The organism is Streptomyces sp. NPDC058257 (assembly GCF_042881845.1).
Lineage (GTDB): Bacteria > Actinomycetota > Actinomycetes > Streptomycetales > Streptomycetaceae > Streptomyces.
The window spans coordinates 1-25,274 of the sequence record NZ_JBHVXJ010000031.1 but is presented as its reverse complement, the minus strand read 5'-3'; the positions used below and the strand labels follow the sequence as shown (position 1 = coordinate 25,274).

The following is a 25,274-nucleotide window of genomic DNA, read 5'->3' as shown; positions in this document are numbered from 1 at the left end:
CTGTCCACTCCCGGAGGTCCCCGTGTTGCTGTCCGCCGCGACCGTACGCCGGTCGCTCGTCGCCCCTGTGCTGTGCGGGGCCCTGCTAGCCGGCCTGACCGCGTGCAACGGCGACGCCGATGCCGCTGACACCGCGGACGCGTCGTCCACACCGTCCGCGACCAGCTCCGCGCAGAAGGAGAAGTTCGCGAAGACGCGGTTCGTGGCGAACGCGGGGATCGCCGCGGGGGCGACGTACCAGTGGATCGTGAAGCCGTTTCGTGCGGGGAAGTTCAAGAAGGGCGCAAACGGGCGGAAGTTCGCCCTGATCAAGGCCGGGCTCGCGGGGACGCTCGCCTACAACCGCCTCAAGGCCGCGTCGAAGAACGCCAAGGGCGACCCGACGCTGGCCAAGGCGGTGGCGCCGCTGACTGCGGGCATCGACGCGTTGAAGGACCTTCCCTCGAAGCTGCGCAAGGGGGATTCGACGGACTCGGTCGTGAACTCCTTCGATGACGTCATCAACAAGGTGAAGGACGCGGGTAAGGGGGCTGGTGCGGAGGTCAAGGACAAGGTGCCGTCGGCCGGGGACTTGGCGAAGGGCTGAGGGCTGGATATTTCAGCCTGTCCGGCGTTTGAGGACATCTTGTACCGGGGTCCAGGGGGCGGAGCCCCATGGTTTCGGGAAGGGGCGGGGTCGGGGAATGCCCCGCAGGGCCCGCCCCTGCCCAGCCGTCACCTAGCCGTTCAACTCCGCAAGCACCCGCAGCGTATGACGGTCCGGCGCCAGTACCAGCAGATCCGTCACCGGCCCCTTGCGCCACAACTCCAACCGCTCCGCGATCCGCTCCCGCGGCCCCACCAGCGAGATCTCATCGGCGAAGGCATCAGGAACGGCAAGGACCGCCTCCTCCCGCCGCCCCGCCAGAAACAGCTCCTGAATCCTCCGCGCCTCCTCCTCGAACCCCATCCGCGCCATCAGATCCGCATGAAAGTTTCGCGCGGAGTGCCCCATTCCGCCGATATAGAACCCCAGCATCGCCTTGACCGGAAGCAAGCCCTCCGCAACGTCGTCGCAGACCTTCGCCCGTGCCATGGGCGCGACCATGAAACCGTCCCGCACATCCGCGAGCGACGCCTCGTACACATCGGACCGCATCGGCGACCAGTAGAGGGGCAGCCACCCGTCCGCGATCCGCGCCGTCTGCGCGATGTTCTTCGGGCCCTCCGCACCGAGCAGCACCGGCAGATCGGCCCGCAGCGGATGCGTGATCGGCTTCAGGGGCTTGCCGAGACCGCTTCCGTCCTCCCCCTGGTAGGGGTGCGAGTGGAAGCGTCCGTCGAGGGCGACGGGCCCCTCCCGCCGCAGCACCTGGCGGATGACATCCACGTACTCCCGCGTGGCGGTCAGCGGCGACTTCGGGAACGGCCGCCCGTACCACCCCTCCACCACCTGCGGCCCGGAGAGCCCGAGCCCGAGCATCATCCGCCCGCCGGAGAGGTGGTCGAGGGTCAGCGCGTGCATCGCGGTCGTCACCGGCGACCGCGCCGCCATCTGTACGATCGCCGTGCCCAGCTTGATCCGCGAGGTCTGCGCCGCGATCCAGGTCAGTGGGGTGAAGGCGTCGGATCCCCACGCCTCCGCCGTCCATACGGAGTCGTAGCCGAGCCGCTCGGCCTCCTGGGCGAGTGCCACGTGCCCGGGGTCGGGGCCGCGCCCCCAGTAGCCGAGAGCGAGTCCCAGGCGCATACCTGTGCCCATCCCCGATCCTTTCTGACGGGCCGTCAGTTCAGTGCAGGGTGGCGACTGTACGACAACGGCCCCCCGCCCGGAAGGGCGAGGGGCCGCGAGCTACGGGCGAGATCAGCCGCGCTGAATCCCCGTGGTGTCCTGCAGCACGCCGCGACGGCCGTCCTGCGTCTGGGCCACCAGGCCGGGACCGCGCTGCTCGACGGCCAAGTACCAGGTGCCGGGCGCCAGTTCGGCGATCGGCGTCGGCGAACCGTCCTCCGCGTACAGCGGACGCGGCACCGGCACGGCGAACCAGAACGGTGAGAACTCACCGGTGGCCTGCGCCGCCCCGGGAGGCGGCGTCTGCTGCCCCGGCTGCGGCTGACCCGGCTGGGCGCCGAAGGGCTGACCCTGCTGGGGCTGACCGGGCTGGGCGCCGTACGGCTGGCCCTGCTGCGGCTGGCCCTGCGCACCGGGGTATCCGTAACCACCCTGCGGCTGGCCACCGTAGGGCTGGGGGGCGGCGGGGCGGGGGGCGCCGATGAGGGGGGCCTTGAAGGCGGGGACCGTCAGGGCGAGGATCGCCCCGGCGGCCAGGACCAGCGTGGCGATCAGGGAGAGGATGGTGCCGATGCCGACGCTGACGCCACTGTCCCCCTGTCCCATGTTGTCGAAGCCGCCGGCCGGGTCGAAGGTCTGCCCGAGGGCGCTCCAGAGGGCGGCCACGGTGAACACGACGCCGAAGTGTCCGAGGTCGATGCCGAGGACCTTCGGGGCCGCGGGCAGGCCGCGGGCCACGATGATGCAGACGGCACCGATGATCCCGGCCAGGGTGACCCCCAGCAGGAACGGCCCGCTGTTCCAGCCGTTCGGCATGTCAGTCGAGTCCGGGGCGCCTTCGAGGTCGATGATGTCCAGGAACGAGGCGATGAACAGCAATACCGCTGCCCCGATCACCACGCCGTCGCCTCGAGTGAGAGAGCGGATATTCACTTCAGGTCCTTCGTCAGTCGTCTCGTCGGTGGAGGCGTAGCTCGCCCCAGGTCGCGGCGCGGAGCGCGGGGATGGCCCCCCATCGTACGGAGGACATTATCGTCCGCGTGGGTGGGGTGTCTGCTCGGGATAAAGACCTATCGACGCGTTATCCCCGCAGAAAGCTCGCGATTCCGTCGGAGATCCCCTGGGCCGCCTTCTGCCGCCAGCTGCCGTTGGTGATCAACGCCTCGTCCTTGGCGTCCCGCATATTGCCGCACTCGATGAACACCTTGGGGACGGTGGACAGATTCAGGCCGCCCAGATCCTTGCGTACGTCGAGGCCCGTGCCCTTGCCGACGTAGTTGGACGGGGCGCTGCCCGTCGCGCTCAGGAACTTGCCGGCGACGCGCTCGCCCAGGGCGCGTGACGGGACGACGATCTCGGAGGTGTCCGCGGAGCCCGACTTCACCGACGCGGGCAGGATCACGTGGAAGCCGCGGTTGCCGGCCGCCGAGCCGTCGGCGTGGACGGAGACGACGGCGTCCGCGTGGGCGTTGTTGCCGATGCGGGCGCGCTCGTCGACGCAGGGGCCCCAGGGGCGGTCGCCGTCCTGGGTGAACTTCACCGTGGCGCCCTGCTTCTCCAGGAGCGTGCGCATGCGGCGTGAGACGTCGAGAGTGAACTGGGCCTCGCTGTAACCGTTGTTGGTCGAGGTGCCCGTGGTGTCGCACTCCTTGCGGTTGGTGCCGATGTTCACCAGGCGGTTGATCTCGGCCGTGTGCCTGCCGTTGCCCGGGTTGTGGCCGGGGTCGATGACGACGACCTTGCCCTTGAGGGGGCCGGAGGCCGCGGGGCCGCTCGACGACTTCGGCGGCTTGGTCGCGCTCGGCTCGTCGCTGGCCTTGTCGTCGGCCTCGTCACCCTTACCGGCTTTACCGGCCTTGTCGCCTTTGTCGTCCTTCTCGGACGCTGACGGGGACGGCTTGTCCGCCGACGAGCCCTGCGCGGACGCGGACTGGCTCGACGCGGGGAGGGACCTGGGCGGCTCGCTCCCGCCGGGGCCGCTCGTCGCCTCGTAGATGAGCCACCCCGCCAGGCACGTCGGCACCAGCGCGGCGAGCGTCACGGTGAGGGGGCCGCCGGTGAAACGGCGGGGCGGGCGTGGGGGCTGGCTTTCCGGACCGACGTACGACACGGGTGACACCTTACGGGCCGTTCACGTGCTTCGCAGCGTCCCTGGTCGCCCCGCCGCGAGCCCGTCATCTCGCCGACGGCGAGGTCAGATCCCCGCACCCGTCCGACGCAGGACACGCAGCGAGTCGGTTGCCGAGACCTCGGTGAACGCGCCGGACCCAAGGGCCCTGAGGTAGACGCGGTAAGGGGCCTGGCCCGTCATGATGTCCGCCGGATCGGGGAAGACGTCGTGGATCACCAGGAGGCCGCCGTCGGCGATGTGCGGGGCCCAGCCCTCGTAGTCGCCCGTGGCGTGCTCGTCCGTGTGGCCGCCGTCGATGAACACCAGGCCGAGCTGCCCGCCCCACGCCTTCGCCACCTGCGGAGAGCGCCCGACGATCGCGATCACATGCTCCTCAAGGCCCGCGTGGTGGAGCGTGCGGCGGAAGGTGGGGAGGGTGTCCATCCGGCCGACCTCCGGGTCGACCGTCGCCGGATCGTGGTACTCCCAGCCCGGCTGCTGCTCCTCGCTGCCGCGGTGGTGGTCCACCGTGATCGCGGTGACGCCCGCCGCGCGTGCGGCGTCGGCGAGCAGGATCGTGGAGCGGCCGCAGTACGTTCCGACCTCCAGGAGCGGCAGGCCGAGTGCCCCCGCTTCCGCTGCCGCCGCGTACAGGGCGAGGCCCTCGCCGGCGGGCATGAAGCCCTTGGCCGCTTCGAAGGCGGCCAGGATCTCGGGCTCGGGCTCGGGGCGCGGGGCGGACATGGGGGCCATGAGGGTTCCTCCCGGTCGTATGAGGCGGTCGCATAAATGCGATGGGGTTCGTCTGCGGGCCGCCTTATGCTGCCGCATGGTCCGGCCGTTGACGGAGGCGGGGCCGTACACAGGAGCGGAAGGCGGCATGACCCATGCAACTCGTACCGGCGGATCCGACGGTGCTGCATCCCTTTCCGGACCAGCCTCGTGTCGTGCTCCTGAAGCCGCTGGTGAAGTCGCCGTTGATCGAGGTGGGGGAGTACTCCTACTACGACGATCCGGATGACGCGACGGCCTTCGAGACGCGCAATGTCCTTTACCACTACGGGCCGGAGAAGCTCCGTATCGGGAAGTTCTGCGCCTTCGGCACGGGGGTGCGGTTCATCATGAACGGCGCCAATCACCGGATGGACGGGCCCTCGACCTTTCCGTTCCCCATCATGGGCGGTTCGTGGGGCGAGCACTTCGATCTGATCAGCGGGCTGCCGGGGCGCGGAGACACCGTTGTCGGCAACGACGTCTGGTTCGGACACGGTGTGATGGTGATGCCCGGGGTGCGGATCGGGCACGGTGCCGTTGTCGCCTCCGGGTCCGTCGTCGTGGACGACGTCCCTGATTACGGCATCGTCGGCGGCAATCCCGCCAAGCTCATTCGTACGCGGTACAGCGAGGACGAGGTCGCGCGGCTGCTTGCCGTCGCTTGGTGGGACTGGCCCGCCGAGCAGCTCACCGAGCATGTCCGCACTGTTATGTCCGGGACGATCGATGAGCTGGAGAAGGCGGCTGCGCGGGGGTAGTGGCCATGTGCCCCGTGCTTGCCGTCATCACCGGCTTCGCCGAGTTCGTCCTCAAGCGCCGGACGGGCCGAGAGCTCAGCCCGTCCGGCGATTGAGGACATCTCGAACAAGGGTGAAAGCCCCGCAGGGCCCGCCCTACGCCGGCACGCCACTCTCACCCGGCAGCGAGAGGTCGACCTCCACCGCGTCTCCGCGATGCGCCGCCGCGGACGCCAGCGGCGCATGCCCGGCGGCCGTCGCAGCGAGGACGTACGAGCCGTCGCCCGGGACGGAGAGCGAGTAGCGCCCGCCTTCGTCCGTGAGGGCCGCACCAGCCTGCCGCCCCCTGCGGTCGATCAGCGTGACCTTGGCCCGCGCGAGGGGCGCCCCGGAGGGGCTGAGCACCCGGCCGTGGAAACCGGCGAGCGCCTGCGTGGCGGCGCGCAGGTTCGCGTCCTCCTCGCTGCTCGCCCGGAGCTGGGTCTTGACCGAGCGACGGGCGGAGGGCAGGAACAGGGCGAAGACCAGGCCCAGGGCGACCGCGCCGGTGGCGATCAGGAAGGACGTACGGAAGCCCGTCATCGTGGGGACCGCGACGCCACCCACGTGGTTCGCCGTGTTGGCGAGGACCATGCCGATGACGGCGCTCGAAACCGACGTACCGATCGACCGCATCAGGGTGTTGAGGCCGTTGGCCGCGCCCGTCTCCGAGGGCGGAACGGCACCGATGATCAGCGCGGGAAGCGAGGAGTAGGCGAGGCCGATGCCCGCGCCGATCACCACCGCGATGATGATCGTCTGCCAGGCGGCGCTCATCAGGCCGAGGCCCGCGCCGTAGCCGATCCCGATGATCAGCATGCCGAGGATGAGGGTCACCTTCGGGCCGTACTTCGCCGACAGGCGCGCGTACACCGGCGCCGTGAACATCATCGTGAGGCCGAGCGGCGCCACGCACAGGCCCGCGACGACCATGGACTGGCCGAGGCCGTAGCCGGTGGCGGTCGGGAGCTGGAGGAGCTGGGGGAGGACCAGCGAGATCGCGTAGAACGCCACGCCGACCGTGATCGAGGCCAGGTTGGTGAACAGGACCGCGGGGCGGGCCGTGGTGCGCAGGTCCACAAGCGGTGCCTTGAGGCGCAGCTCCATCACGCCCCAGAGGACCAGGACGACCGCTGCCGCGCCGAACAGGCCGAGCGTCATGCCCGAGGTCCAGCCCCAGTCGCTGCCCTTGGTGATGGGCAGGAGGAAGAGGACGAGGCCCGCGGAGAGGCCGAGCGCGCCGAGGACGTCGAAGGTGCCCTGGGCCTTCACGGTGCTCTCGGGTACGAAGAGGACGGTCAGGAGCATCGATATGACGCCGAGGCCGGCCGCGCCGAAGAACAGCATGTGCCAGTCGGCGTGCTGGGCGGTCAGTGCCGCGAGCGGCAGGGCGAGGCCGCCGCCGACGCCGATGGACGAGCTCATCAGGGCCATCGCGGAGCCGAGCTTCTCGCGGGGCAGCTTGTCGCGCATCAGGCCGATGCCGAGCGGGATGGCGCCCATCGCGAAGCCCTGGAGGGCGCGGCCGACGATCATCACGACGAGGCTGTCGGTGAAGCCGCAGATCAGCGATCCCACGACCATCACGGCCAGGCTCGTCAGAAGCATGCGGCGCTTGCCGTAGAGGTCACCGAGGCGGCCCATGATCGGGGTCGAGACGGCGCCCGCGAGCAGGGTCGCCGTCATGACCCAGGTGGCGTTCGACGGCGTGGTGCTAAGCAGCGTCGGCAGGTCCTTGATGACCGGCACCAGGAGCGTCTGCATCACCGCCACGACGATGCCGGCGAAGGCGAGTACGGGGACGACTCCGCGGGTGCCGCGTTGTTGGGTCGTCGACTGCGTCATTGCGTGGGGCCTCCGGGGTGGTACACGGGCTGGCAGGGAAACGGGCTGGCAGGGAAAAACGGGCTGGCAGAGGGACGGAGTGGCAGGGGTACGTGCAGAGGGAACCTGTTTCCCGAGGCGACTATTCCGACGGATGTCGTACGAGGGGAAGTCTTGACCTGTTGTTAACCGGCCGGATAAGTGCCGCGCGAAGGGGCCCGGCATCTGACCTTCCGTCAGATTGGAACGTGTTCTAGTCTGTCGCCGTCCCGGAAGCTGCTACTGGCGAGGACGCGCATGAGCATCGGAATCACGCAGGAACAGCGGGAGTTGGCGGCGGCGGCGCGCGGCTGGATCGCTCGCGCCATGCCGCCCGAGGAGGTGAGGAAACTGCTCGATGCGCCGCCCGGCGCGGGCGGCAGGCCCGCCTACTGGGACGGCCTCGCCGAGCAGGGGCTGCTGGCGGTGCACCTGCCCGAGGAGTACGGGGGCGGGGGCGGCGACCTCGTCGACCTCGCCGTCGTCCTGGAGGAGGCCGGGCGGGCCGCGCTCCCGGGGCCGCAGCTGGCAGGCTCCCTCGCCTCGGAGGTGCTGCACCGCGCGGGCGCCCGCGAACTGGCCGCCGATCTGGCGTCCGGGGCGCGGATCGGCGCCGTCGCGCTCGGTGCGGGCACGCTCACCGCGGTGTCCGTGGCGGACGGCTGGGTCCTCGACGGCACCGCGCCGCCCGTACTCTCCGGGGCGGACGCCGACCTGCTGATCCTCTCCGCCGAGTCAGCGCGCGAAACCGTGTGGCTCGCTGTCGACGCCGCCGGGCTGACCGTACGTACCCAGGAGAGCGCCGATCCGACGCGGCCCACCGCAGAGGTGACGGCGGACGGGGTTCAGGTCCCGGCCGCGCGCGTGCTCGACGTCGACGCGGCGCTCGTGCGCGACCTCGCGTGCGCCCTGTACGCGGCGGACGCGTGCGGGGTGGCGGCCTGGGCGCTTGAGACCGCCGCCGAGCACGCGAAGGTGCGCGAGCAGTTCGGGCGGCCGATCGGACAGTTCCAGGCGGTCAAGCACAGTTGCGCGGACATGCTGGTGCGCCTGGAACAGGCGCGGGCACTCGCCTGGGACGCGGCGCGGGCGGCGCAGGAGCCCCCGGAGGTGCGAGGACTCGTCTCCGCGCTCGCCGCCGGCGCCGCGCTCGACGCCGCGTACTCCTGCGCCAAGGACGCCATCCAGATCCTCGGCGGCATCGGCTTCACCTGGGAGCACGACGCACATCTGTATCTGCGCAGGTCACTGGTTGCCCGGCAGCTGCTCGGCGCCGGTGACACGCACCGGCTGCGGGCGGTCCGGCTCGCGGCGGGCGGGGCGCGGCGCGAGCTGCGTATGGAGCTGCCGCAGGAGGCGGAGGCGTACCGGGAGGCGGCCCGCGAGGCCATCGCACCGGCGCGGGGGCTCGACCCGGCCGCCGCCCGCAAGGCGCTCGCGCCGACCGGCTACGCGGCGCCCCATCTGCCCGAGCCGTACGGCCTGGGCGCGGGTCCCGTCCAACAGCTCGCCGTCCAGCAGGAGTTGGCGGCTGCCGGGGTGCGCGTCAGCGATCTCGGGATCGCCACCTGGGTGGTGCCCTCGCTCATCTCGTACGGGACCGGCGAGCAGCAGGAGCGGTTCCTCGCGCCGACGCTCAGGGGCGAGCTGCTGTGGTGCCAGCTGTTCAGCGAGCCGGGGGCGGGCTCCGACCTGGCATCGCTGCGGACGCGGGCGGAGCGGGTCGACGGCGGCTGGCTGATCAACGGCCAGAAGGTGTGGACGAGCGCGGCGCAGTGGGCGGACCACGGGATCCTGCTTGCCCGCACGGACCCGGACGCGCCCAAGCACAAGGGCCTGACGTACTTCCTCATCGACATGAAGCGGGCCACGGGCGTCGACATCCGCCCGCTGAAGGAGATCACCGGGGACTCCCTCTTCAACGAGGTCTACTTCGACGACGTACTGCTGCCCGCCGACACGGTCGTCGGCGAGGTGAACGACGGCTGGCGGGTCGCGCGCCACACCCTGGGCAACGAACGCGTCCACATGGCCGACCAGCTGACCTTCGACACCGGCCTCGAAGCGCTCATCGCGCGCGCCGCCGATCTCGACGGCGCCTGCCGCGCGCGGATCGGCACGCTCGCCGCGGAGGCGCACGCGCTCGCCTGTATCGGCCTGCGGACGACGATGCGGCAGGTGTCCGGCGCGGAACCGGGCGCCGGGGCCTCCATCCGCAAGCTCGTGCAGACCCCGCATCAGCAGAAGGTCGCCGAGCTCGCCGTCGAACTGCTCGGCCCGGCGGGCGCGGTGCGCGAGGGCGCGGGGGAGCGGACGCTGCACGGCTTTTTGATGTCGCGCTGCCTGACCATCGCGGGCGGGACCACGCAGGTGCAGCTGAACGTCGTCGCGGAGCGCCTCCTCGGCCTGCCGAGGGACCCCGAGCCGCGCCCCATCATCTAGAAGGAGCTGGCAAGTGAAGGCGTACATAGTCGGTGTCGGCATGACGAAGTTCGAGAAGCCCGAGACGCGGGACTGGCAGTACTGGGACATGGCGAAGGAGGCGGGGACAGAAGCGCTCGGTGACGCCGGGATCTCGTACGAGCAGGTGGAGCAGGTCCCGGTCGGGTACTGCTTCCAGGCCTCGACGGCGGGGCAGCGGGCCGCGTACGAGCTGGGCCTGACCGGAGTCCCCGTCTACAACGTGAACAACAACTGCGCGACGGCGTCGACCGCGCTGATGATGGCGCGGCAGTTCGTCGAGGGCGGCATCAACGACTGCGTGCTCGCGCTCGGCTTCGAGAAGATGGCGCGCGGCGCGTTGGGCCAAGGGTCCGACGGCGGCGACTTCAAGACGTCCCCCGTCGCCCGGCACTACGGCGTGATGGCCGCGGCGCACGGCTTCGAGATGACCCCGCCCACCGCCCAGATCTTCGGCAACGCGGCGCGCGAGCACATGGAGAGGTACGGCACGACCGAGGCGCAGCTGGCCGCCGTGGGCGCGAAGAACCACCGGCACTCGGTGCACAATCCGTACGCCCAGTTCCAGGACGAGTACACCGTCGACGAGATCCTCGCCGCCAAGACCATCCACCGCCCCCTCACCAAGCTCCAGTGCTCGCCGACGTCGGACGGCTCCGCGGCGGCGGTCGTCGCGTCGGAGCGGTTCGTGGAGCGGCACGGCCTTCAGGAGCGGGCCGTGGAAATCGCCGCGCAGGCGATGACGACGGACACGGGGGAGTCCTTCGACTCGGGGTCGTGTATCGACGTCGTGGGACAGCCGATGTCGAGGGCGGCGGCGCGGCAGGTGTACGAGAGGTCGGGCCTCGGTGTCGAGGACGTCGACGTGATCGAGCTGCACGACTGCTTCTCGATCAACGAGCTCCTCACGTATGAGGCGCTGGGCATGTGCGGCGCGGGGGAGTCCGGGAAGCTCGTCGAGAGCGGGGCGACGACGTACGGCGGGCGGTGGGTGGTGAACCCCTCGGGCGGCCTGATCTCCAAGGGGCATCCGCTCGGTGCGACCGGAATCGCCCAAGTGGCGGAACTCACATGGCAGTTGAGGGGAGAGGCCGGGGCCCGGCAGGTGGCAGGAGCCCGGGTGGGGATGGCGCACAACATCGGGCTCGGGGGTGCGGCGGTGGTGACGTTGCTGCGTAAGGGATAGGAGGTGGGGCGCCGGGGCCGAGGGGCGGCAGGGGGCCTGAGACCCAGGGAGGTCCTGGGAGAGACCTAGGACTCGCGGCCGAGGATCTCTGCGCCGAAACCCCGATGCACGGGGCACGCGATCCCTGAGAACATGCCCGTCATGGTCCAAACGCCCCCTGACACTTACATAGCCGCGACCTCGCGGAAGTCCGCACCCGTCTGGGCAGTGCTGCTCGCCGCCTGCGCGGGGCAGTTCCTCGTCGTCCTGGATGTGTCGGTGGTGAACACGGCGCTGCCCTCCATGCGGTCCGACCTGGGCATGAGTGCCGTCGGACTGCAGTGGGTGGTCAACGCGTACTCGATCGCCTTCGCCGGCTTCATGCTGCTCGGCGGGCGGGCCGGGGACCTCTTCGGCCGCAAGCGGATGTTCCTGGTCGGGCTCGGGCTCTTCACGGTGGCCTCGCTCGCGGGCGGGCTCGCGCAGGCCGAGTGGCAACTGCTCGTGGCGCGGGCGGTGCAGGGGCTCGGCGCGGCGGTCCTCGCCCCTTCGACCCTGACGATCCTCACGTCCGCGGTGCCCGAGGGGCCCGCCCGGATAAGGGCGATAGGGACCTGGTCGGCGGTCGGCGCGGGCGGCGGCGCCGCGGGCGGTCTGGTCGGCGGAGTCCTCACCGACCTGCTCTCCTGGCGCTGGGTGCTCCTGATCAACGTGCCGATCGGTGCCCTCGTCATCGTCGCGGGCGTTGCCTGGCTCACCGAGAGCAGGGCCGGTGAGGCGCGCCGCCTCGACGTGCCGGGCGCGGTGCTCGTGACGGCGGGGCTCGCCACGCTCGCGTACGGGATCGTGCAGACGGAGGAGAAGGGCTGGACCGCTTCGGCGACCCTGGTGCCACTGGCCGCCGGGCTCCTGCTGCTGGGCCTCTTCGTTCTGGTCGAGGCGCGTACGAAGGTGCCGCTGATGCCCCTGAAGCTGTTCAGGGTGCGGTCCGTCTCGGCGGCGAACGCGGCGATGTTCGTGTGTGGCGGCGGGATGTTCGCCATGTGGTTCTTCATGACGCTGTACGCGCAGAACGTCCTTGGGTACTCGGCCCTGAAGGCGGGCCTTGCGTTGATTCCCTCGTCGCTGACGATCGTCTTCGGGTCGAAGCTGGCGCCGCGGCTGATGCCGGTGCTCGGGGCGAAGAACGTCTCCGTGCTGGGGATCCTGGTGGCGGCGGCCGGGTTCGGCTGGCAGTCCCTGATGACGGCCGACGGCGGCTACGTCACCTCGATCATGCTGCCCGGCATCGTGATGATGTTCGGCGCGGGCCTGGCCACGACGCCGCTCGCGTCCCTCGGCACTTCGGGGGCGGAGCCCGGGGACGCGGGGCTCGTCTCGGGGCTCATCAATACGTCGCGCACGATGGGCGGAGCGTTGGGCCTCGCGGTGCTTTCGACGGTTTCCGCTTCGCGGATGGGGGGTTCGACCACTCCGGAGGCGCTGACGTCCGGGTACGCGATGGCGTTCCGGACGAGTGGGTGCATTCTGCTGGTGGGGGTCGTGGTGCTGTTGCTGTGGATGCCGCGGGACGGGAGCAGGCGCTGACCCGCTGGCGCGGGAGTCTCGGCACGGTCATCACCGGCTTCGCCGAGTTCGTCCTCAAACGCCGGACGGGCTGAGAATTCACTCCGGGCCGGGGAGATCATTTAGCCGTCCGGCGCTTGGGGACGCCCCCGCGCAGCGGGTTTCAGGGAAGGGGCGGGGTTGGGGAAAGGGCCCCTGGGCCGACTAAAGCCACCCCCGCTGCCGAGCCTCCCGCACCGCCTCCATCCGGTTCCGCGTCCCCGTCTTCCCGATCGCCCCCGAGAGATAGTTCCGCACCGTCGACTCCGAAAGGTGCAGCTTTCCGGCGATGTCGGAGACCGTCGCTCCGTCCACGGAGGCCCGCAGCACATCCGCCTCCCGCGCCGTCAGTGGACTGGGCCCCGCGCTCAGGGCCGCCGCCGCCAACGCGGGGTCGATCACCGTTTCGCCCCGCAGCGCCTGGCGGACCGCCTCCGCGAGGTCCTCCACCGGGCCGTCCTTGACCAGGAAGCCCACCGCGCCCGCCTCCATGGCCCGGCGCAGATAGCCGGGCCTGCCGAAGGTCGTGAGGATGAGGACCCGGCACTCGGGGCACTCGTCCCGCAGGTCCGCCGCCGCGTCGAGCCCGCTGCGGCCCGGCAGTTCGATGTCGAGGAGGGCCACGTCGGGGCGGGAGTTCAGCGCCGCGTCGACGATCTCGTCACCCGCGCCGACCTGCGCGACGACCTCGATGTCCTCCTCCATGCCGAGCAGCAGCGCGAGCGCGCCCCGCATCATGCCCTGATCCTCGGCGAGCAGGACTCTGATCATGGGGTGTGCTCCTCCACAACGGCGTCGGTCGCAACGGGGTCAGTGCTGAACTCGGTGACCGGCAGCTCCGCCGTGACCCGGAAGCCGCCGCGCGGTGCGGGGCCGGACTCCAGGGAGCCGCCCGCCGCCGCGAGGCGTTCGGCCAGGCCCTTCAGCCCGCTGCCGGGCGCTGTCGAGCCTACGCCGCGGCCGTCGTCGGTGATCAGCAGCCGAGTCCGTTCGGCGGTGCCCGCCACCTCGATCTCGCAGCGGGTCGCCTCGGAGTGGCGTACGACATTCGTGGCGGACTCCCGGACCACCCAGCCCAGCAGCGCCGCCGTCTGCGGGGCGAGCGGCGGCCCCGACTGGCGTACGACCGACTCGATGCCCGCCGCGTCCAGGAGGTCGCGGGCCCGGTCGAGTTCCGTGGCGAGGCTGCCCTCGCGGTAGCCGGTGACCGCCTCGCGGATCTCGGTCAGGGCCTGGCGGCCGACGGACTCGATGTCGGAGACCTGGCCGAGCGCCGCCTCCAGGTCGCGTGGGGCGAGACGGCGTGTGGCCTCCGCCTTGACCACGATCACCGAGAGCGTGTGGCCAAGGAGGTCGTGCAGGTCGCGGGAGAAGCGCAGCCGCTCCTTCTCGACGGCGCTGCGGGCCAGCTCCTCGCGGGTGGTGCGCAGTTCCTTGACCGTCTCGGAGAGGGCCAGGATCGCCGCCGTCACCATGACGGAGAGGAACGTGCCGTACGCGATCCCCGCCGCGTCCCAGCCCTCCTTCAGCCCGCCGATCACCGCCGCGGAGATGCTCAGGGCGAACCCCGCGGGAGCGAGCTGCCTGCCCCGCAGCACCGAGCCGGTCGCCAGGCCGAGCAGCGGGAAGAACATCAGCCAGCTGCCGCCGTAGCCGATGGCGAGGGCGAAGGTGACCGCGATGAGGCCGAGCAGCGAGTACTTGGTGGAGCGCGCCTCCCGGGCCTGCTTGGTGAAGGCGCGGAACACCACGGAGATGTAGAGGGAGTTGAAGGCCAACAGGCCGATCCCGGCGAGCCAGGGGTTGCCCGCCTTTCCCTGGAGGAGGTTGGAGAAGGAGCCCATGCCCATCAGGAGCCAGGGCAGCATCGCGAAGCCGTTGGGCGGGCCCAGGTCCTCCGGCTTGCTCCGGCCCGACTTCTCATGCGCCCGCATCTCGGCGAGCTGCTCCCTGCTGCTGTGTTTCAAGGCCGCGAGGCGCGTGCGCCCCCGCCAGAAGCTCTTCACCGGCATTGCTTCTCCTGTCGCGCCGTGGCGCCTCGTCGGTGTAGTCATACCGTCCGCGCAGCCCGGCGGTAGGAGGTCACAGCGTACGAACCGAAGACGAGAAGCCAGGCGGTCAGCACCGCGACCGTGCCGAAACCGATCCCGCCGCCGTCCGTCACGGACGTGCCGAGCTGCGCGAAGCGGTGCGTGGGCGTGTAGTCGGACAGGGCGCGCAGCCAGTCGGGGAACAGGTCGACGGGGAACCAGAGGCCGCCGAGCACCGCGAGCCCCAGATTGCAGGCCGTGTTCACCACGCCCGTGGTCTGCGCGGTCAAGCGGTAGCCGTTGCCAAGGCCCAGCATCGTGAAGGGCAGCGAGCCGAGCCAGAGCAGCACCGCTGCCGCCGCCCACTGCCAGACCTCCAGGCGTACGCCGTTGACCAGGCCGCCCGCGGCGAACACCGCCACGATCGACGGAAGCACGGTCACCGCACCGGTCAGGGCGCGGCCCGTCACGACCTCGCGCGGCGTCATCGGCGTGACCCGCAGCTGCCGCAGCCAGCCGATCGTCTTGTCCTCGGCGACACCGGTGCCGGTGCTCATGGCGGCGATCACGGCCCCGTACGCGGCCATGCCGATCATCGACGTCGTCTTCCAGTCGTCGTATCCGGAACCGCCGCCGATGTTGGTGAACAGCAGATACATGAGGACAGGGAGTCCGATGCCGCCGATCACGAAGCCGGTGTCGCGGAGCGTCCTGCGTACTTCCAGCCTGGCGTAGTCGAACATCACACGGTCTCCGTGGTGAGAGGGGCGGGCGGGGAAGCGGGAGTGGTCAGGGCGAGGAACGCCTCGTCGAGCGAGGCCGCCGTGACCTGGAGGCCGCGGATCGCGCCGAGCTCCGCGAGCGCGACCACGGTCGCGTCGGAGTCCGTCGTACGCAGCCGGGCCCGGTCCCCGCGCACCTCGACGGAGGCCACGCCGGGCAGCAGCGTCAGGCCCCGCGTCCCGTGCCCGGCCAGGTCGAAGGAGACGGTGTTGCCGCCCGCGGACCGCTTGACCTGCTCGCCGCTGCCGTCGGCGACGATCCTGCCGTGGTCCATGACGACGATCCGGTCGGCGTGCCGGTCCGCCTCCTCCAGGTAGTGGGTGGAGAACAGGACGGTGTTGCCGCGCCGCGCGTAGGACCGCATCGACGCCCAGAACTCCTGCCGCGCCTCCACGTCGAGGGCGGCGGTCGGCTCGTCGAGGACGATCAGCGAGGGGTTCCCGGCAAGGGCGGACGCGAACCGCACCCGCTGCGTCTGGCCCCCGGACAGCTTGTCGACGCGCCGGCCGGCGAGATCCTCGATCCCGGCGAGCGCGAGGGCCTCCCCGACGGGCAGCGGCGCCGGATAGCGCCCGGCCACGAAGGAGACCAGCTCGCGCACGGTGACCCGGGGGACCAGGCGGCCCTCCTGGAGCATCGCGCCCACGTGCCCGGCGCGCACGGCGTCCTCGGGCGGGCCGCCGAAGAGCTCGACGCGGCCCGTGGCTGGGTCGTCGAGGCCGAGCAGGAGGGAGATCGTCGTGGACTTGCCCGCGCCGTTGCGGCCGAGCAGGGCGACGGTCTCGCCGCGGTGGATCTCCAGGTCGATGCCGTCGACGGCGCGGAGCGGGCCGAAGGCCTTGACCGCGCCGGTGAACGCCACGGCCCGCTCGGTGGGAAGCCCGATGGGAAGCCCGATGGGAAGCCCGATGGGAAGCCCGATGGGACGCTCGGAGGGAACTGTCTTCGTCATGGCTGAGACGCTACGAATCAGGGGCGGTGCGGCGGCAGATGCGGTTGTACGGACTCGGCCGGTACAAATGTCACACGCGTGATCGGCGACGTATCTGACGTGACGTCAGGAGTCTTCACAACTACCGGACGCTCGGCTATACATGGGATCGCCGGACTGGAACGCGTTCTAGAACGGGCTCCTTCCGGCCCTGTTGCGACCTCGGTGCGACCGACGGTGCGGACGGTCGCACCGAGGTCTTCAGACCGGCCAAGGAGCTGCCACCACATGCCCATCGATGCCGCGAAAGCACTGGCCGCGGAGCCCAGGTCGGCCGAGATCGCCTGGGATCACAAGGACGTCCAGCTCTACCACCTGGGCCTGGGAGCGGGCGTCCCCGCCACCGATCCCGACGAGCTGCGCTACACCCTGGAGTCCAGACTGCACGTCCTGCCCAGCTTCGCGACCGTCGCCGGCGCGGGCATGGGCGTCGTCGGCGGGCTCTCGTCACCCGGCATCGAGGTGAACCTGGCCGCGGTGCTCCACGGCGGCCAGAGCGTCACGCTGCACCGCCCGATCCCGGTCGAGGGCAAGGCCACCACCACCTCCGAAGTCGCCGCCGTATACGACAAGGGCAAGGCCGCGATCCTCGTCCTGCGCACCGAAGTGGCCGACGGGGAGGGCCCGTTGTGGACGAGCGACGCCCAGATCTTCGTACGCGGCGAAGGCGGATTCGGCGGCGAACGCGGACCCTCCACCCGCCTCCCGGCCCCCGAGGGCGAGCCCGACAAGGTCGTCGAGCGCGCCGTCCGCGAGGAGCAGGCGCTGCTCTACCGCCTCTCCGGGGACTGGAACCCCCTGCACGCCGACCCCGAGTTCGCCGAGCTCGCGGGCTTCGACCGGCCGATCCTGCACGGCCTGTGCACCTACGGGATGACGCTGAAGGCCGTCGTCGACACGGTCCTCGGGGGCGACGTCTCGCTGGTGCGCGGCTACAGCACGCGCTTCACCGGGATCGTCTTCCCGGGCGAGACCCTGCGGATCCGGATGTGGCGCTTTGAGGGCCGCGTCCAAGTGGCGGTGACGGCGGTCGAACGGGACGACGCGCCGGTCCTCGCCGACACGATCGTCGAACACGCCTGAGGCTTCGGACACGTCTGAAGCTCCGGACACGCCTGAATCTTCGTACGAGAGGAGCCGCACCATGCGCGCAGCCGTGCTGCACGAGATAGGCCAGGACAAGCTAGAGGTCCTCGACGACGTCGAGACGGTGGGCTTCGGCCCCGGCAAGGTGAAGATCCGGGTACGGGCCACCGGCCTGTGCCACTCCGACGTCTCCGCGATGAACGGCGTACTTCCGCAGCCCGGTCCTTTCATCCCCGGCCATGAGGGCGCGGGCGAGATCATCGACGTCGGCGACGGGGTGAGCGGGATCAGCCGGGGAGACCGGGTCCTGGTGTGCTGGCTGCCCGCCTGCGGCCAGTGTCCGGCGTGCAAGCGCGGCCAGAGCCAGCTGTGCCTCGCCGGGTTCATGAACGCGGGCACGCCCAACTTCAAGCGCCCCAGCGGTGACGTCTTCGGCTTCGCGGGCACGGGGACCTTCACCGAGGAGGTCGTGGTCGACGCGGGCTGCGCCGTGCCGATCCCGGACGACGTGCCCTTCGACATCGCGGCCCTCATCGGCTGCGGAGTCACGACGGGGCTCGGCGCCGCCATCAACACCGCTGATGTGAAAGCCGGTTCGTCGGTCGCCGTCATCGGCTGCGGCGGCGTCGGCATCTCCGCGATCCAGGGCGCGCGGCTCAAGGGCGCCGCGCAGATCATCGCCGTCGACCCGGTCGAGTCGCGGCGCGAGGCCGCGCTGCGGTTCGGCGCGACGGAGGCGGTCGCACCGGACGCCCTTGAGGACGCCAAGCAGCGGATCACCGGGGGCGAGGGCTTCGACTACGTCTTCGAGGTCGTCGGCAAGTCCGCCACCGCCCGCACCGCGTACGAGACCACGCGACGCGGCGGCACCCTCGTCATCGTCGGCGCGGGGGCCATGGACGACAACCTCCAGCTGAACATGTTCGAGCTGTTCTTCGACGAGAAGAAGATCCTGCCGTCCATGTACGGCGGCGGCGACGTCCTGCGGTCCTATGAGCGGGCCATCGCCCTGTGGCGCGCGGGCCGGATCGACCTGGAGAGCATGATCACCCACAGGGTGGCGCTCTCCGAGATCAACGAAGCGCTTGACCAGATGCGTACGGGCGTCGCGCTGCGTACGTGCATCGAGATCTGAGAGGACTTCGATCACTGATGGCACAGCCATTGCCACGGCCACTGGACGGATTGGCCGCGATCGTGACAGGAGCGGGCCGGGGCCTCGGTCGTGCGGAGGCCATGGAACTGGCCCGGCTGGGCGCGAGCGTCGTCGTCAACGACTTCGGTCAGCCCGGCCGCGACGGCTCGGGCGAGGCGTCGGCGACGCCCGCCGAGGAGGTCGTGGCCGAGATCCGGGCTGCGGGCGGGCAGGCGGTCGCGCACCTCGGCGACGTCGCTGACCACGAACAGGCCCGCGGACTGGTCCAGTTGGCGATCGACACGTACGGAAAACTCGACATCCTGGTCAACAACGCGGGGATCCTGCGGGACCGGATGATCTTCTCGATGAGCGAGAGCGAGTGGGACTCGGTCATCCACGTCCACCTCAAGGGCCACTTCAACACGACGCACTTCGCGTCCGTGCACTGGCGTGAGCGCTCCAAGGCGGCGGGTGGGCCGGTGTACGGCCGGATCGTCAACACGTCGTCGGAGGCGTTCCTCGCGGGTTCGGCGGGCCAGCCGAACTACGCGGCGGCCAAGGGCGGCATCGTCGGCCTGACGACGTCGAGCGCGCTGGCGCTCGGCAAGTACGGCGTCACGGCGAACGTCATCTGCCCGCGCGCGAGGACGCGGATGACGCAGGACGTCTTCGCGGGGTTCCAGGAACCCGGCGCCGACGAACTCGACGCGCTCGCTCCCGAGCATGTGGCGCCCCTGGTCGGCTACTTGGCGTCGCCCGCGGCCGCCGGGGTCAACGGGCAGTTGCTCGTGGTCCACGGCGGCATGGTCGCCGTGGTCGAGCGGCCCAAGGTGGCGGCGAAGTTCGACACGGCGAAGGCCGCCTTCTCGTACGAGGAACTGGACGAGGTCCTTTCGCCCTATTACGCGGGGCGGCCGGACGGGGAGACGTTCGCGGCGCAGGAGGTGCTGGGGCTGAAGCGGGGGTGAACCCCGCCTGACGCGACAAACGCCGGACCGGCTGGATATATCCAGCCGGTCCGGCGTTCGAGGACGAAATCGGCGGAGCCGGTGATCGGCGGCGCCCAGGGCCAGGGCCCTACGCCTCGTCCTTGCGGCGGTGCCGCCCCCGCGGCGTCTCACCCTCGTCGTGCTCGGCCACAGGCCCCCGGTGCTTACCGGCACCGGTAGCGCCCGCCGCCTCCCGCGGCTCGGGATTCTGCTCGGACTCCGTGCTCATCTCGGTTCTCATCAACACACTCACCCCGTAAACCGGTAAATCTGTAACCCTGTAAATCTGTAACCGTGTACATGTGTAACCGTGTACATCTGTAAAGAAGGTCGTTCGGTACAGGCGGGCGAGTCTAACGAACGCCCGTACGCCCCGTGAGGGGCGCCTGCTGCAAGGGAACGGGCCGCGCGGCGACCGGCGCGGGCGCCGCCGCCGGAGGGATCGGTTCCGCCTCCGCGACCCCGCACGGCACCGCCTCCGTGGCGTACGGAAGGCGCAGTGCTCCCTCGCGCGTCCACCACCCCGAACCGGCCAACCATCCGCTAGGGGCGGCCAGTTGATGCAGGCGCCGATCGCTGGGACGCCACACACCGAGCCAGCTGCCCGCCGCCCCGTCGATCCGCAGCGCCACCGCACAGCCCTCCGGCGTCAGCGTCTGCCCGGGCTGGATGGCGAACGGCGTCACCGCGAGATCGGGCAGCCGCAGGCACTCGGGGAAACGCACCGGGCGCGTACCGCCGAGGACTCCCCAGCCCAGCCGGTCGTGCCCCGGCGCGTCCGAGCGGATCAGGAGCAGCCCGCTCTCGGCGTCCGCGAGCAGCACCCGGTCATTGCTCTCGTCGGCGATCTGGAGGAGGGGGGAGACCTCGCCGCCCCGCCCCAGATCCACCGCCACCGCCTTGACCCGGCCGCCCAACTCCCGGTCCAGGGCGAGGATCCGCCCCTCTCCGTCCAGCCAGGCCCCGCCCGAACAGCGCCCCGGGATCTCGGCGACGTGCTCGGGCCCGAAGGCGCCGCCCGCCACCAGCCACAGGGCCGTCGATCCCTTGCCCACCGCGAGCGCGTAGGCCTGGCCGCCCACCGGTGACGGCGGCAGCAGCGTGAGCCGGGACTCGCCGCACTCCACGGCGCCGAGCGGCACCTCGCCGGTCTGCGGGCCCGTCGGGTACAGGAGCGCGAAGACGTGCCGCCCGTCGGTGACGCGGTGGATCAGGACCCGCCCGTCCGTCATCGGGAGCACTTCCGTGCCGGGCTCCTCCGGCTGACTGCCGGGCAGCGGCACCGCGTAGGGCTCGGGGGAGTCAAGGCTCCAGCGCTCGGGGAACCAGGAACCGCCGTCATGGGTGAGGCGAGCGGCGTACGTGCCGTCGGTGGTGATCACTGGGGGTGTCGCGGGCGCGGGACGGGACGTCGGCGCGGTGATGGGCTCGGGTTCAAGCGTGGGCGCTGTCATGGGGGGTACCTCCGGGCCACGAAGCTAGTTTTCGTACGCACTGCCGTGGCACCTGTGGCCGCCCGCTTCACACAGAAGGGTGGCGATGTGCCGATTCGCCTGAGGGGGCGGGGGCGGTTGTGCTGGGCGAGAAGGGCGCGCTTAAAGTAAGGCGAACCTAAGTGGTTGAAGGGCGGTCCGGGCCGGCGCATCGGCTCGTCCGGGCGGCAGATCAACCAGCACACCCCTGGAGCCCCGATGTCCCCGTCTGTACGGTCCCTGCCCGCACGGTCCATGCGACCGCGCCGCCACCGCGCCACCGCGGCCCTCGCACTCGCCGTGGCCGGCGCGCTCTCCCTCGCGGCCTGCGGGTCCGGTGACGCCGACGGCTCCGGCAAGTCCGACAACGGCAGCGGCAGCAAGGCCGTCGCCCAGGGCGGCGACGACTTCTCCAAGGCCGCCGAGCAGACCGCGAAGATGGGCACCACGGCGAAGCCGGGCGAGTTCCCGCGCACCCTCACGCACGCCCGCGGCAAGACCGAGCTCAAGGCGCGGCCGAAGCGGGTCGTGGTCCTGGACGTCGGCGAGCTCGACAACGTCGTCTCGCTCGGCGTCAAGCCCGTCGGCTACGCCCCCACCGAAGGCGACGACGGCATCCCCGGCTACCTGAAGAAGGACGCGGGCAACCCCAAGGACGTCGGCACGATCAACGCCCTCAACCTGGAAGCGATCGCGAACCTCAAGCCGGACCTGATCCTCGGCAGCGAACTGCGCGCGGCCAAGCTCTACCCGCAGCTCGCCAAGATCGCCCCGACCGTCTTCTCCATCCGCCCCGGCTTCACGTGGAAGGAGAACTACCTCCTGAACGCGGCCGCCCTGGACCGGACGGCCAAGGCGAAGGAGGAGCTCGGCGCGTACGAGAAGAAGGCCGAGGCACTCGGCGAGGAGATCGGCGACGGCGGCAAGAAGCCGACGATCACCATGCTCCGCTACATGCCGGACCGTGTCCGCCTCTACGCGAAGGCGTCGTTCATCGGCACCATCCTCGACGACACAGGCCTGCCCCGCCCCAAGAACCAGCAGGTCAACGACCTCGCCACCGAGATCAGCACCGAGAAGATCGACGACGCCGACGCCGACTGGATCTTCACCGGCGTCTACGGCGACGCCGAGAAGACGGGCCGCACCGAGGCCGAGAAGAACCCGCTGTGGAAGAAGCTCGACGCGGTCAAGGCCGGTCAGGCCAAGGACGTCCCGGACGAGACCTGGTACCTGGGCCTCGGCGTGACCGCGGCGAACGAGGTCCTGGGCGACCTCAAGGGCTTCCTCGTCAAGTAGGACGCGGCCCGGCCACGCCACCGGTGCGTGGCCGACAGCACTGCGTAAGCCATGGCCAGTGGGGCGCAGAGGGCAGGTAGCCTTTCCTCTGTGCCCCGTCTGTCTGAAGTCATCGCCGCCCTCGACGCCCTGTGGCCCGCCGAACTGGCCGAGAGCTGGGATGCCGTCGGCACGGTCTGCGGCGACCCCGACGCGGAGGTCTCCCGGGTCCTCTTCGCCGTCGACCCCGTCCAGGACATCATCGACGAAGCGGTGAAGCTGGGCGCCCAGCTCCTGGTCACGCACCACCCGCTCTATCTGCGCGGCACGACCACGGTCTCGGCCGGCACCTTCAAGGGCCGCGTCGTCCACGACCTCATCAAGAACGACGTCGCGCTGCACGTCGCGCACACCAACGCGGACCGTGCCGACCCCGGCGTCTCCGACGCCCTGGCGGGCGCACTCGACCTGCGGATCGTCCGGCCCCTCGTACCGGACCCGGCCGACGCCCGAGGGCGCCGCGGCCTCGGCCGGATCTGCGAGCTCGAACACCCCCTGACGCTCCGTGAACTCGCCGCCCGCGCGGCCGAGCGGCTGCCCGCCACCGCACAGGGCATCCGGATCGCGGGCGACCCGGAGCAGCTCATCCGCACCCTCGCGGTCAGCGGCGGCTCCGGCGACAGCCTCTTCGACGACGTACGCGCGTCCGGCGTGGACGCCTTCCTCACCGCCGACCTGCGCCACCACCCGGTGTCGGAGGCCCGCGCGCAGACTCCGCTCGCGCTGCTCGACGCCGCGCACTGGGCCACCGAGTGGCCGTGGTGCGAACTGGCGGCGACACAGCTCGATCAGATCTCCGACCGTCACGGATGGGGACTGCGCGTCCACGTCTCCAAGACGGTCACCGACCCCTGGACCGCCCACGCGGCCTCGAATACCCACACCACAGGAGCCCCCAACTGAACGCCGCGCCCGCCGACCAGATCCGACTCCTCGACGTCCAGGCACTCGACGTACGCCTCCAGCAGCTGGCGCACCGGAAGAAGTCCCTGCCCGAGCACGCCGAGATCGAGTCGCTCAGCAAGGACCTCGCGCAACTGCGCGACCTGCACGTCGCCTCGACGACCGAGGAGAGCGACTGCTCCCGCGAGCAGACCAAGGCGGAGCAGGACGTCGACCAGGTGCGTCAGCGTGCCAACCGGGACCAGCAGCGCCTCGACTCGGGCGCCGTGACGTCCCCCAAGGACCTGGAGAACCTCCAGCGCGAGATCGCCTCGCTCGCCAAGCGCCAGGGCGACCTGGAGGACGTGGTCCTGGAGGTCATGGAGCGCCGTGAGTCCGCCCAGGAGCGGGTCTCCGAGCTGGCGGAACGTGTCTCCTCGGTCCAGGCGAAGATCGACGACGCGACGGCCCGCCGTGACGCGGCCTTCGAGGAGATCGACGGTGAGTCCGCCACGGTCACCAAGGAGCGCGAGGTCGTGGCGGGTTCGGTCCCGGCCGACCTGCTCAAGCTCTACGACAAGCTGCGCGCCAAGGAGGGCGGCGTCGGTGCGGCCAAGCTCTACCAGCGGCGCTGCGAGGGCTGCCGCATCGAGCTGGACATCACCGGGGTCAACGAGGTGAAGGCAGCGTCCCCCGACACTGTCGTGCGGTGCGAGAACTGCAGCCGCATCCTGGTCCGCACGTCCGAGTCGGGTCTGTAAGGGCCTGTGGCCGTGCGGGAGTTCATCGTCGAGGCCGACGGCGGGTCACGGGGCAACCCGGGGCCCGCGGGCTACGGCTCGGTCGTCATCGACGCGACCACGGGGGAGACCCTGCGGGAGACCGCCGAGTACATCGGCGTCGCGACGAACAACGTGGCCGAGTACAAGGGCCTTGTGGCCGGTCTGAAGGCGGCACACGACCTTGACCCGGCCGCCTCGGTCCACGTCCGGATGGACTCCAAGCTCGTCGTCGAGCAGATGTCGGGCCGCTGGAAGATCAAGCACCCGGACATGAAGCCGCTCGCCGCCGAGGCCGCGCGGATCTACCCGGCGTCCCAGGTGACGTACGAGTGGATCCCGCGCGAGAAGAACAAGCACGCGGACCGTCTCGCCAACGAGGCGATGGACGCGGGCAAGCGGGGCGAGCGGTGGGTGGCGTCGGATTCGACGGCGGAGCTCGACGCGCGGGCCGTCTCCGGCGCGGAGGCGGACGTCCGTGCCGCGGGCAATGTCGCCGAGCAGGCCCCGCCCGTCGGCTGGGCCGCCCCCGCCGACCTGGGTGCCCCCGCGACCTTCGTGCTGCTGCGGCACGGCGAGACCGCGCTGACGCCCCAGAAGCGGTTCTCCGGCAGCGGCGGGACCGATCCGTCCCTCTCCGACGTGGGGCGGGAGCAGGCTGAGCGCGCGGCGGCGGCGTTCGCCGCGCGGGGCACGATCCAGGCGGTCGTCTCCTCGCCGCTGAAGCGCTGCCAGGAGACCGCGCGGGCCGTAGCCGCCCGCATCGGCCTGGACGTACGCATCGAGGACGGGCTGCGCGAGACGGACTTCGGGGCCTGGGAGGGGCTCACCTTCGGCGAGGTGCGCGAGCGTCAGCCGCAGGAGCTGAACGCCTGGCTGGCCTCGCCCGACGCGGCGCCGCCGGGCGGCGAGTCCTTCGCCGCGGTGGCCGAGCGGGTGTCGGCGGCGCGGGAACGTCTGGTCGCCGAGTACGCGGGCCGCACGGTCCTCCTGGTCACGCACGTCACGCCGATCAAGACCCTGGTGCGCCTCGCGCTGGGCGCGCCGCCGGAGTCCCTGTTCCGGATGGAGCTCTCGGCGGCGTCGGTGTCGGCGGTGGCCTATTACGGGGACGGCAACGCGTCGGTGCGCTTGCTGAACGACACGTCTCACCTGCGGTAGGGCTTGGCGGGGTGGCGGGTGTGGGGTGTGGTGTGAGGGGCGTGGATCTCTGCGGGTGCGTTGTGGCTGGTCGCGCAGTTCCCCGCGCCCCTCAGCGGCGC

The 25,274-nt window shown here is 71.0% G+C and carries 23 protein-coding genes; 12 read left to right on the top strand and 11 right to left on the bottom strand.

What is annotated here, in order from left to right; translation table 11 throughout:
- The first annotated feature begins 22 nt into the window (after positions 1-22).
- On the top strand, positions 23-586 hold the full coding sequence (locus tag ACFVXC_RS40150) for a hypothetical protein (RefSeq protein ID WP_389916377.1): 564 nt from the start codon (positions 23-25) through the stop codon (positions 584-586).
- A gap of 132 nt (positions 587-718) precedes the next feature.
- Here the strand turns inward: ACFVXC_RS40150 and ACFVXC_RS40145 are convergent, their stop codons facing one another.
- The 4 genes from ACFVXC_RS40145 to ACFVXC_RS40130 form a co-directional block, all read right to left on the bottom strand.
- Positions 719-1,729, bottom strand: coding sequence for an LLM class F420-dependent oxidoreductase (locus ACFVXC_RS40145; RefSeq protein ID WP_389916460.1), 1,011 nt, complete (start codon positions 1,727-1,729; stop codon positions 719-721).
- Positions 1,730-1,843: 114 nt separating this feature from the next.
- The gene (locus ACFVXC_RS40140) at positions 1,844-2,704 is read right to left on the bottom strand and encodes a hypothetical protein (RefSeq protein WP_389916375.1); all 861 of its coding nucleotides are present in this window, start codon (positions 2,702-2,704) and stop codon (positions 1,844-1,846) included.
- A 148-nt stretch (positions 2,705-2,852) separates the two neighbouring features.
- On the bottom strand, positions 2,853-3,881 hold the full coding sequence (locus ACFVXC_RS40135; protein ID WP_389916373.1) for an N-acetylmuramoyl-L-alanine amidase: 1,029 nt from the start codon (positions 3,879-3,881) through the stop codon (positions 2,853-2,855).
- Between the two features lie 84 nt (positions 3,882-3,965).
- Positions 3,966-4,625 carry a class I SAM-dependent methyltransferase gene (locus ACFVXC_RS40130; RefSeq protein ID WP_389916458.1) on the bottom strand — a complete coding sequence of 220 codons (660 nt, stop codon included), beginning with the start codon at positions 4,623-4,625 and terminating at the stop codon, positions 3,966-3,968.
- A 143-nt stretch (positions 4,626-4,768) separates the two neighbouring features.
- Between ACFVXC_RS40130 and ACFVXC_RS40125 the strand changes: the two genes are divergently transcribed.
- Entirely contained in the window at positions 4,769-5,413 is a 645-nt protein-coding gene (locus ACFVXC_RS40125; RefSeq protein ID WP_389916371.1) for a CatB-related O-acetyltransferase, read from the top strand.
- Between the two features lie 135 nt (positions 5,414-5,548).
- Here ACFVXC_RS40125 and ACFVXC_RS40120 read toward each other — a convergent pair whose 3' ends face one another.
- Positions 5,549-7,276 carry an MFS transporter gene (locus tag ACFVXC_RS40120; protein WP_389916369.1) on the bottom strand — a complete coding sequence of 576 codons (1,728 nt, stop codon included), beginning with the start codon at positions 7,274-7,276 and terminating at the stop codon, positions 5,549-5,551.
- Between the two features lie 276 nt (positions 7,277-7,552).
- Here ACFVXC_RS40120 and ACFVXC_RS40115 point away from each other — a divergent pair, with 276 nt between their 5' ends.
- The 3 genes from ACFVXC_RS40115 (at position 7,553) to ACFVXC_RS40105 (ending at position 12,506) form a co-directional block, all read left to right on the top strand.
- Entirely contained in the window at positions 7,553-9,736 is a 2,184-nt protein-coding gene (locus tag ACFVXC_RS40115) for an acyl-CoA dehydrogenase (protein WP_389916367.1), read from the top strand.
- 13 nt (positions 9,737-9,749) lie between these two features.
- Complete coding sequence (locus ACFVXC_RS40110; RefSeq protein ID WP_389916365.1) at positions 9,750-10,940, top strand: lipid-transfer protein; 1,191 nt, start codon at positions 9,750-9,752, stop codon at positions 10,938-10,940.
- Between the two features lie 141 nt (positions 10,941-11,081).
- The gene (locus tag ACFVXC_RS40105) at positions 11,082-12,506 is read left to right on the top strand and encodes an MFS transporter (protein ID WP_389916363.1); all 1,425 of its coding nucleotides are present in this window, start codon (positions 11,082-11,084) and stop codon (positions 12,504-12,506) included.
- A gap of 183 nt (positions 12,507-12,689) precedes the next feature.
- Here the strand turns inward: ACFVXC_RS40105 and ACFVXC_RS40100 are convergent, their stop codons facing one another.
- Genes ACFVXC_RS40100 through ACFVXC_RS40085 form a run of 4 tightly spaced genes read right to left on the bottom strand, consistent with a single transcriptional unit; the run spans position 12,690 to position 16,199 of the window.
- On the bottom strand, positions 12,690-13,295 hold the full coding sequence (locus ACFVXC_RS40100) for a response regulator (protein WP_389916361.1): 606 nt from the start codon (positions 13,293-13,295) through the stop codon (positions 12,690-12,692).
- Positions 13,292-14,536: a sensor histidine kinase gene (locus tag ACFVXC_RS40095; protein WP_389916359.1), complete on the bottom strand. Its 1,245-nt coding sequence runs from the start codon at positions 14,534-14,536 to the stop codon at positions 13,292-13,294. The genes ACFVXC_RS40100 and ACFVXC_RS40095 overlap by 4 nt, the downstream gene beginning before the upstream one ends.
- A 38-nt stretch (positions 14,537-14,574) precedes the next feature.
- On the bottom strand, positions 14,575-15,297 hold the full coding sequence (locus ACFVXC_RS40090) for an ABC transporter permease (protein WP_389916357.1): 723 nt from the start codon (positions 15,295-15,297) through the stop codon (positions 14,575-14,577).
- Positions 15,297-16,199 carry an ABC transporter ATP-binding protein gene (locus ACFVXC_RS40085; protein WP_389916456.1) on the bottom strand — a complete coding sequence of 301 codons (903 nt, stop codon included), beginning with the start codon at positions 16,197-16,199 and terminating at the stop codon, positions 15,297-15,299. The genes ACFVXC_RS40090 and ACFVXC_RS40085 overlap by 1 nt, the downstream gene beginning before the upstream one ends.
- 357 nt (positions 16,200-16,556) lie before the next feature.
- Here ACFVXC_RS40085 and ACFVXC_RS40080 point away from each other — a divergent pair, with 357 nt between their 5' ends.
- The 3 genes from ACFVXC_RS40080 (at position 16,557) to ACFVXC_RS40070 (ending at position 19,520) form a co-directional block, all read left to right on the top strand.
- Positions 16,557-17,411, top strand: a complete 855-nt coding sequence (locus ACFVXC_RS40080; protein ID WP_389916355.1) for a MaoC/PaaZ C-terminal domain-containing protein — start codon at positions 16,557-16,559, stop codon at positions 17,409-17,411.
- A 61-nt stretch (positions 17,412-17,472) separates the two neighbouring features.
- Positions 17,473-18,549: a Zn-dependent alcohol dehydrogenase gene (locus ACFVXC_RS40075; protein WP_389916353.1), complete on the top strand. Its 1,077-nt coding sequence runs from the start codon at positions 17,473-17,475 to the stop codon at positions 18,547-18,549.
- Between the two features lie 17 nt (positions 18,550-18,566).
- Positions 18,567-19,520, top strand: a complete 954-nt coding sequence (locus tag ACFVXC_RS40070) for a 3-oxoacyl-ACP reductase (RefSeq protein WP_389916351.1) — start codon at positions 18,567-18,569, stop codon at positions 19,518-19,520.
- 109 nt (positions 19,521-19,629) lie between these two features.
- Here ACFVXC_RS40070 and ACFVXC_RS40065 read toward each other — a convergent pair whose 3' ends face one another.
- The gene (locus ACFVXC_RS40065; RefSeq protein ID WP_389916349.1) at positions 19,630-19,770 is read right to left on the bottom strand and encodes a hypothetical protein; all 141 of its coding nucleotides are present in this window, start codon (positions 19,768-19,770) and stop codon (positions 19,630-19,632) included.
- 124 nt (positions 19,771-19,894) lie between these two features.
- Positions 19,895-20,995, bottom strand: coding sequence for a hypothetical protein (locus ACFVXC_RS40060; RefSeq protein ID WP_389916347.1), 1,101 nt, complete (start codon positions 20,993-20,995; stop codon positions 19,895-19,897).
- Between the two features lie 273 nt (positions 20,996-21,268).
- On the opposite strand from ACFVXC_RS40060, the gene ACFVXC_RS40055 reads away from it, so the two are divergent.
- From ACFVXC_RS40055 to ACFVXC_RS40040, 4 genes are all read left to right on the top strand, one after another.
- The gene (locus ACFVXC_RS40055) at positions 21,269-22,312 is read left to right on the top strand and encodes an ABC transporter substrate-binding protein (RefSeq protein WP_389916454.1); all 1,044 of its coding nucleotides are present in this window, start codon (positions 21,269-21,271) and stop codon (positions 22,310-22,312) included.
- Positions 22,313-22,402: 90 nt separating this feature from the next.
- On the top strand, positions 22,403-23,254 hold the full coding sequence (locus tag ACFVXC_RS40050; protein ID WP_389916345.1) for a Nif3-like dinuclear metal center hexameric protein: 852 nt from the start codon (positions 22,403-22,405) through the stop codon (positions 23,252-23,254).
- A complete protein-coding gene (locus ACFVXC_RS40045; protein WP_389916452.1) occupies positions 23,251-23,994 on the top strand; it encodes a zinc ribbon domain-containing protein in 744 nt (247 codons plus the stop codon). The genes ACFVXC_RS40050 and ACFVXC_RS40045 overlap by 4 nt, the downstream gene beginning before the upstream one ends.
- A gap of 12 nt (positions 23,995-24,006) precedes the next feature.
- The gene (locus ACFVXC_RS40040; protein WP_389916343.1) at positions 24,007-25,173 is read left to right on the top strand and encodes a bifunctional RNase H/acid phosphatase; all 1,167 of its coding nucleotides are present in this window, start codon (positions 24,007-24,009) and stop codon (positions 25,171-25,173) included.
- The last annotated feature ends 101 nt before the right edge of the window (positions 25,174-25,274 follow it).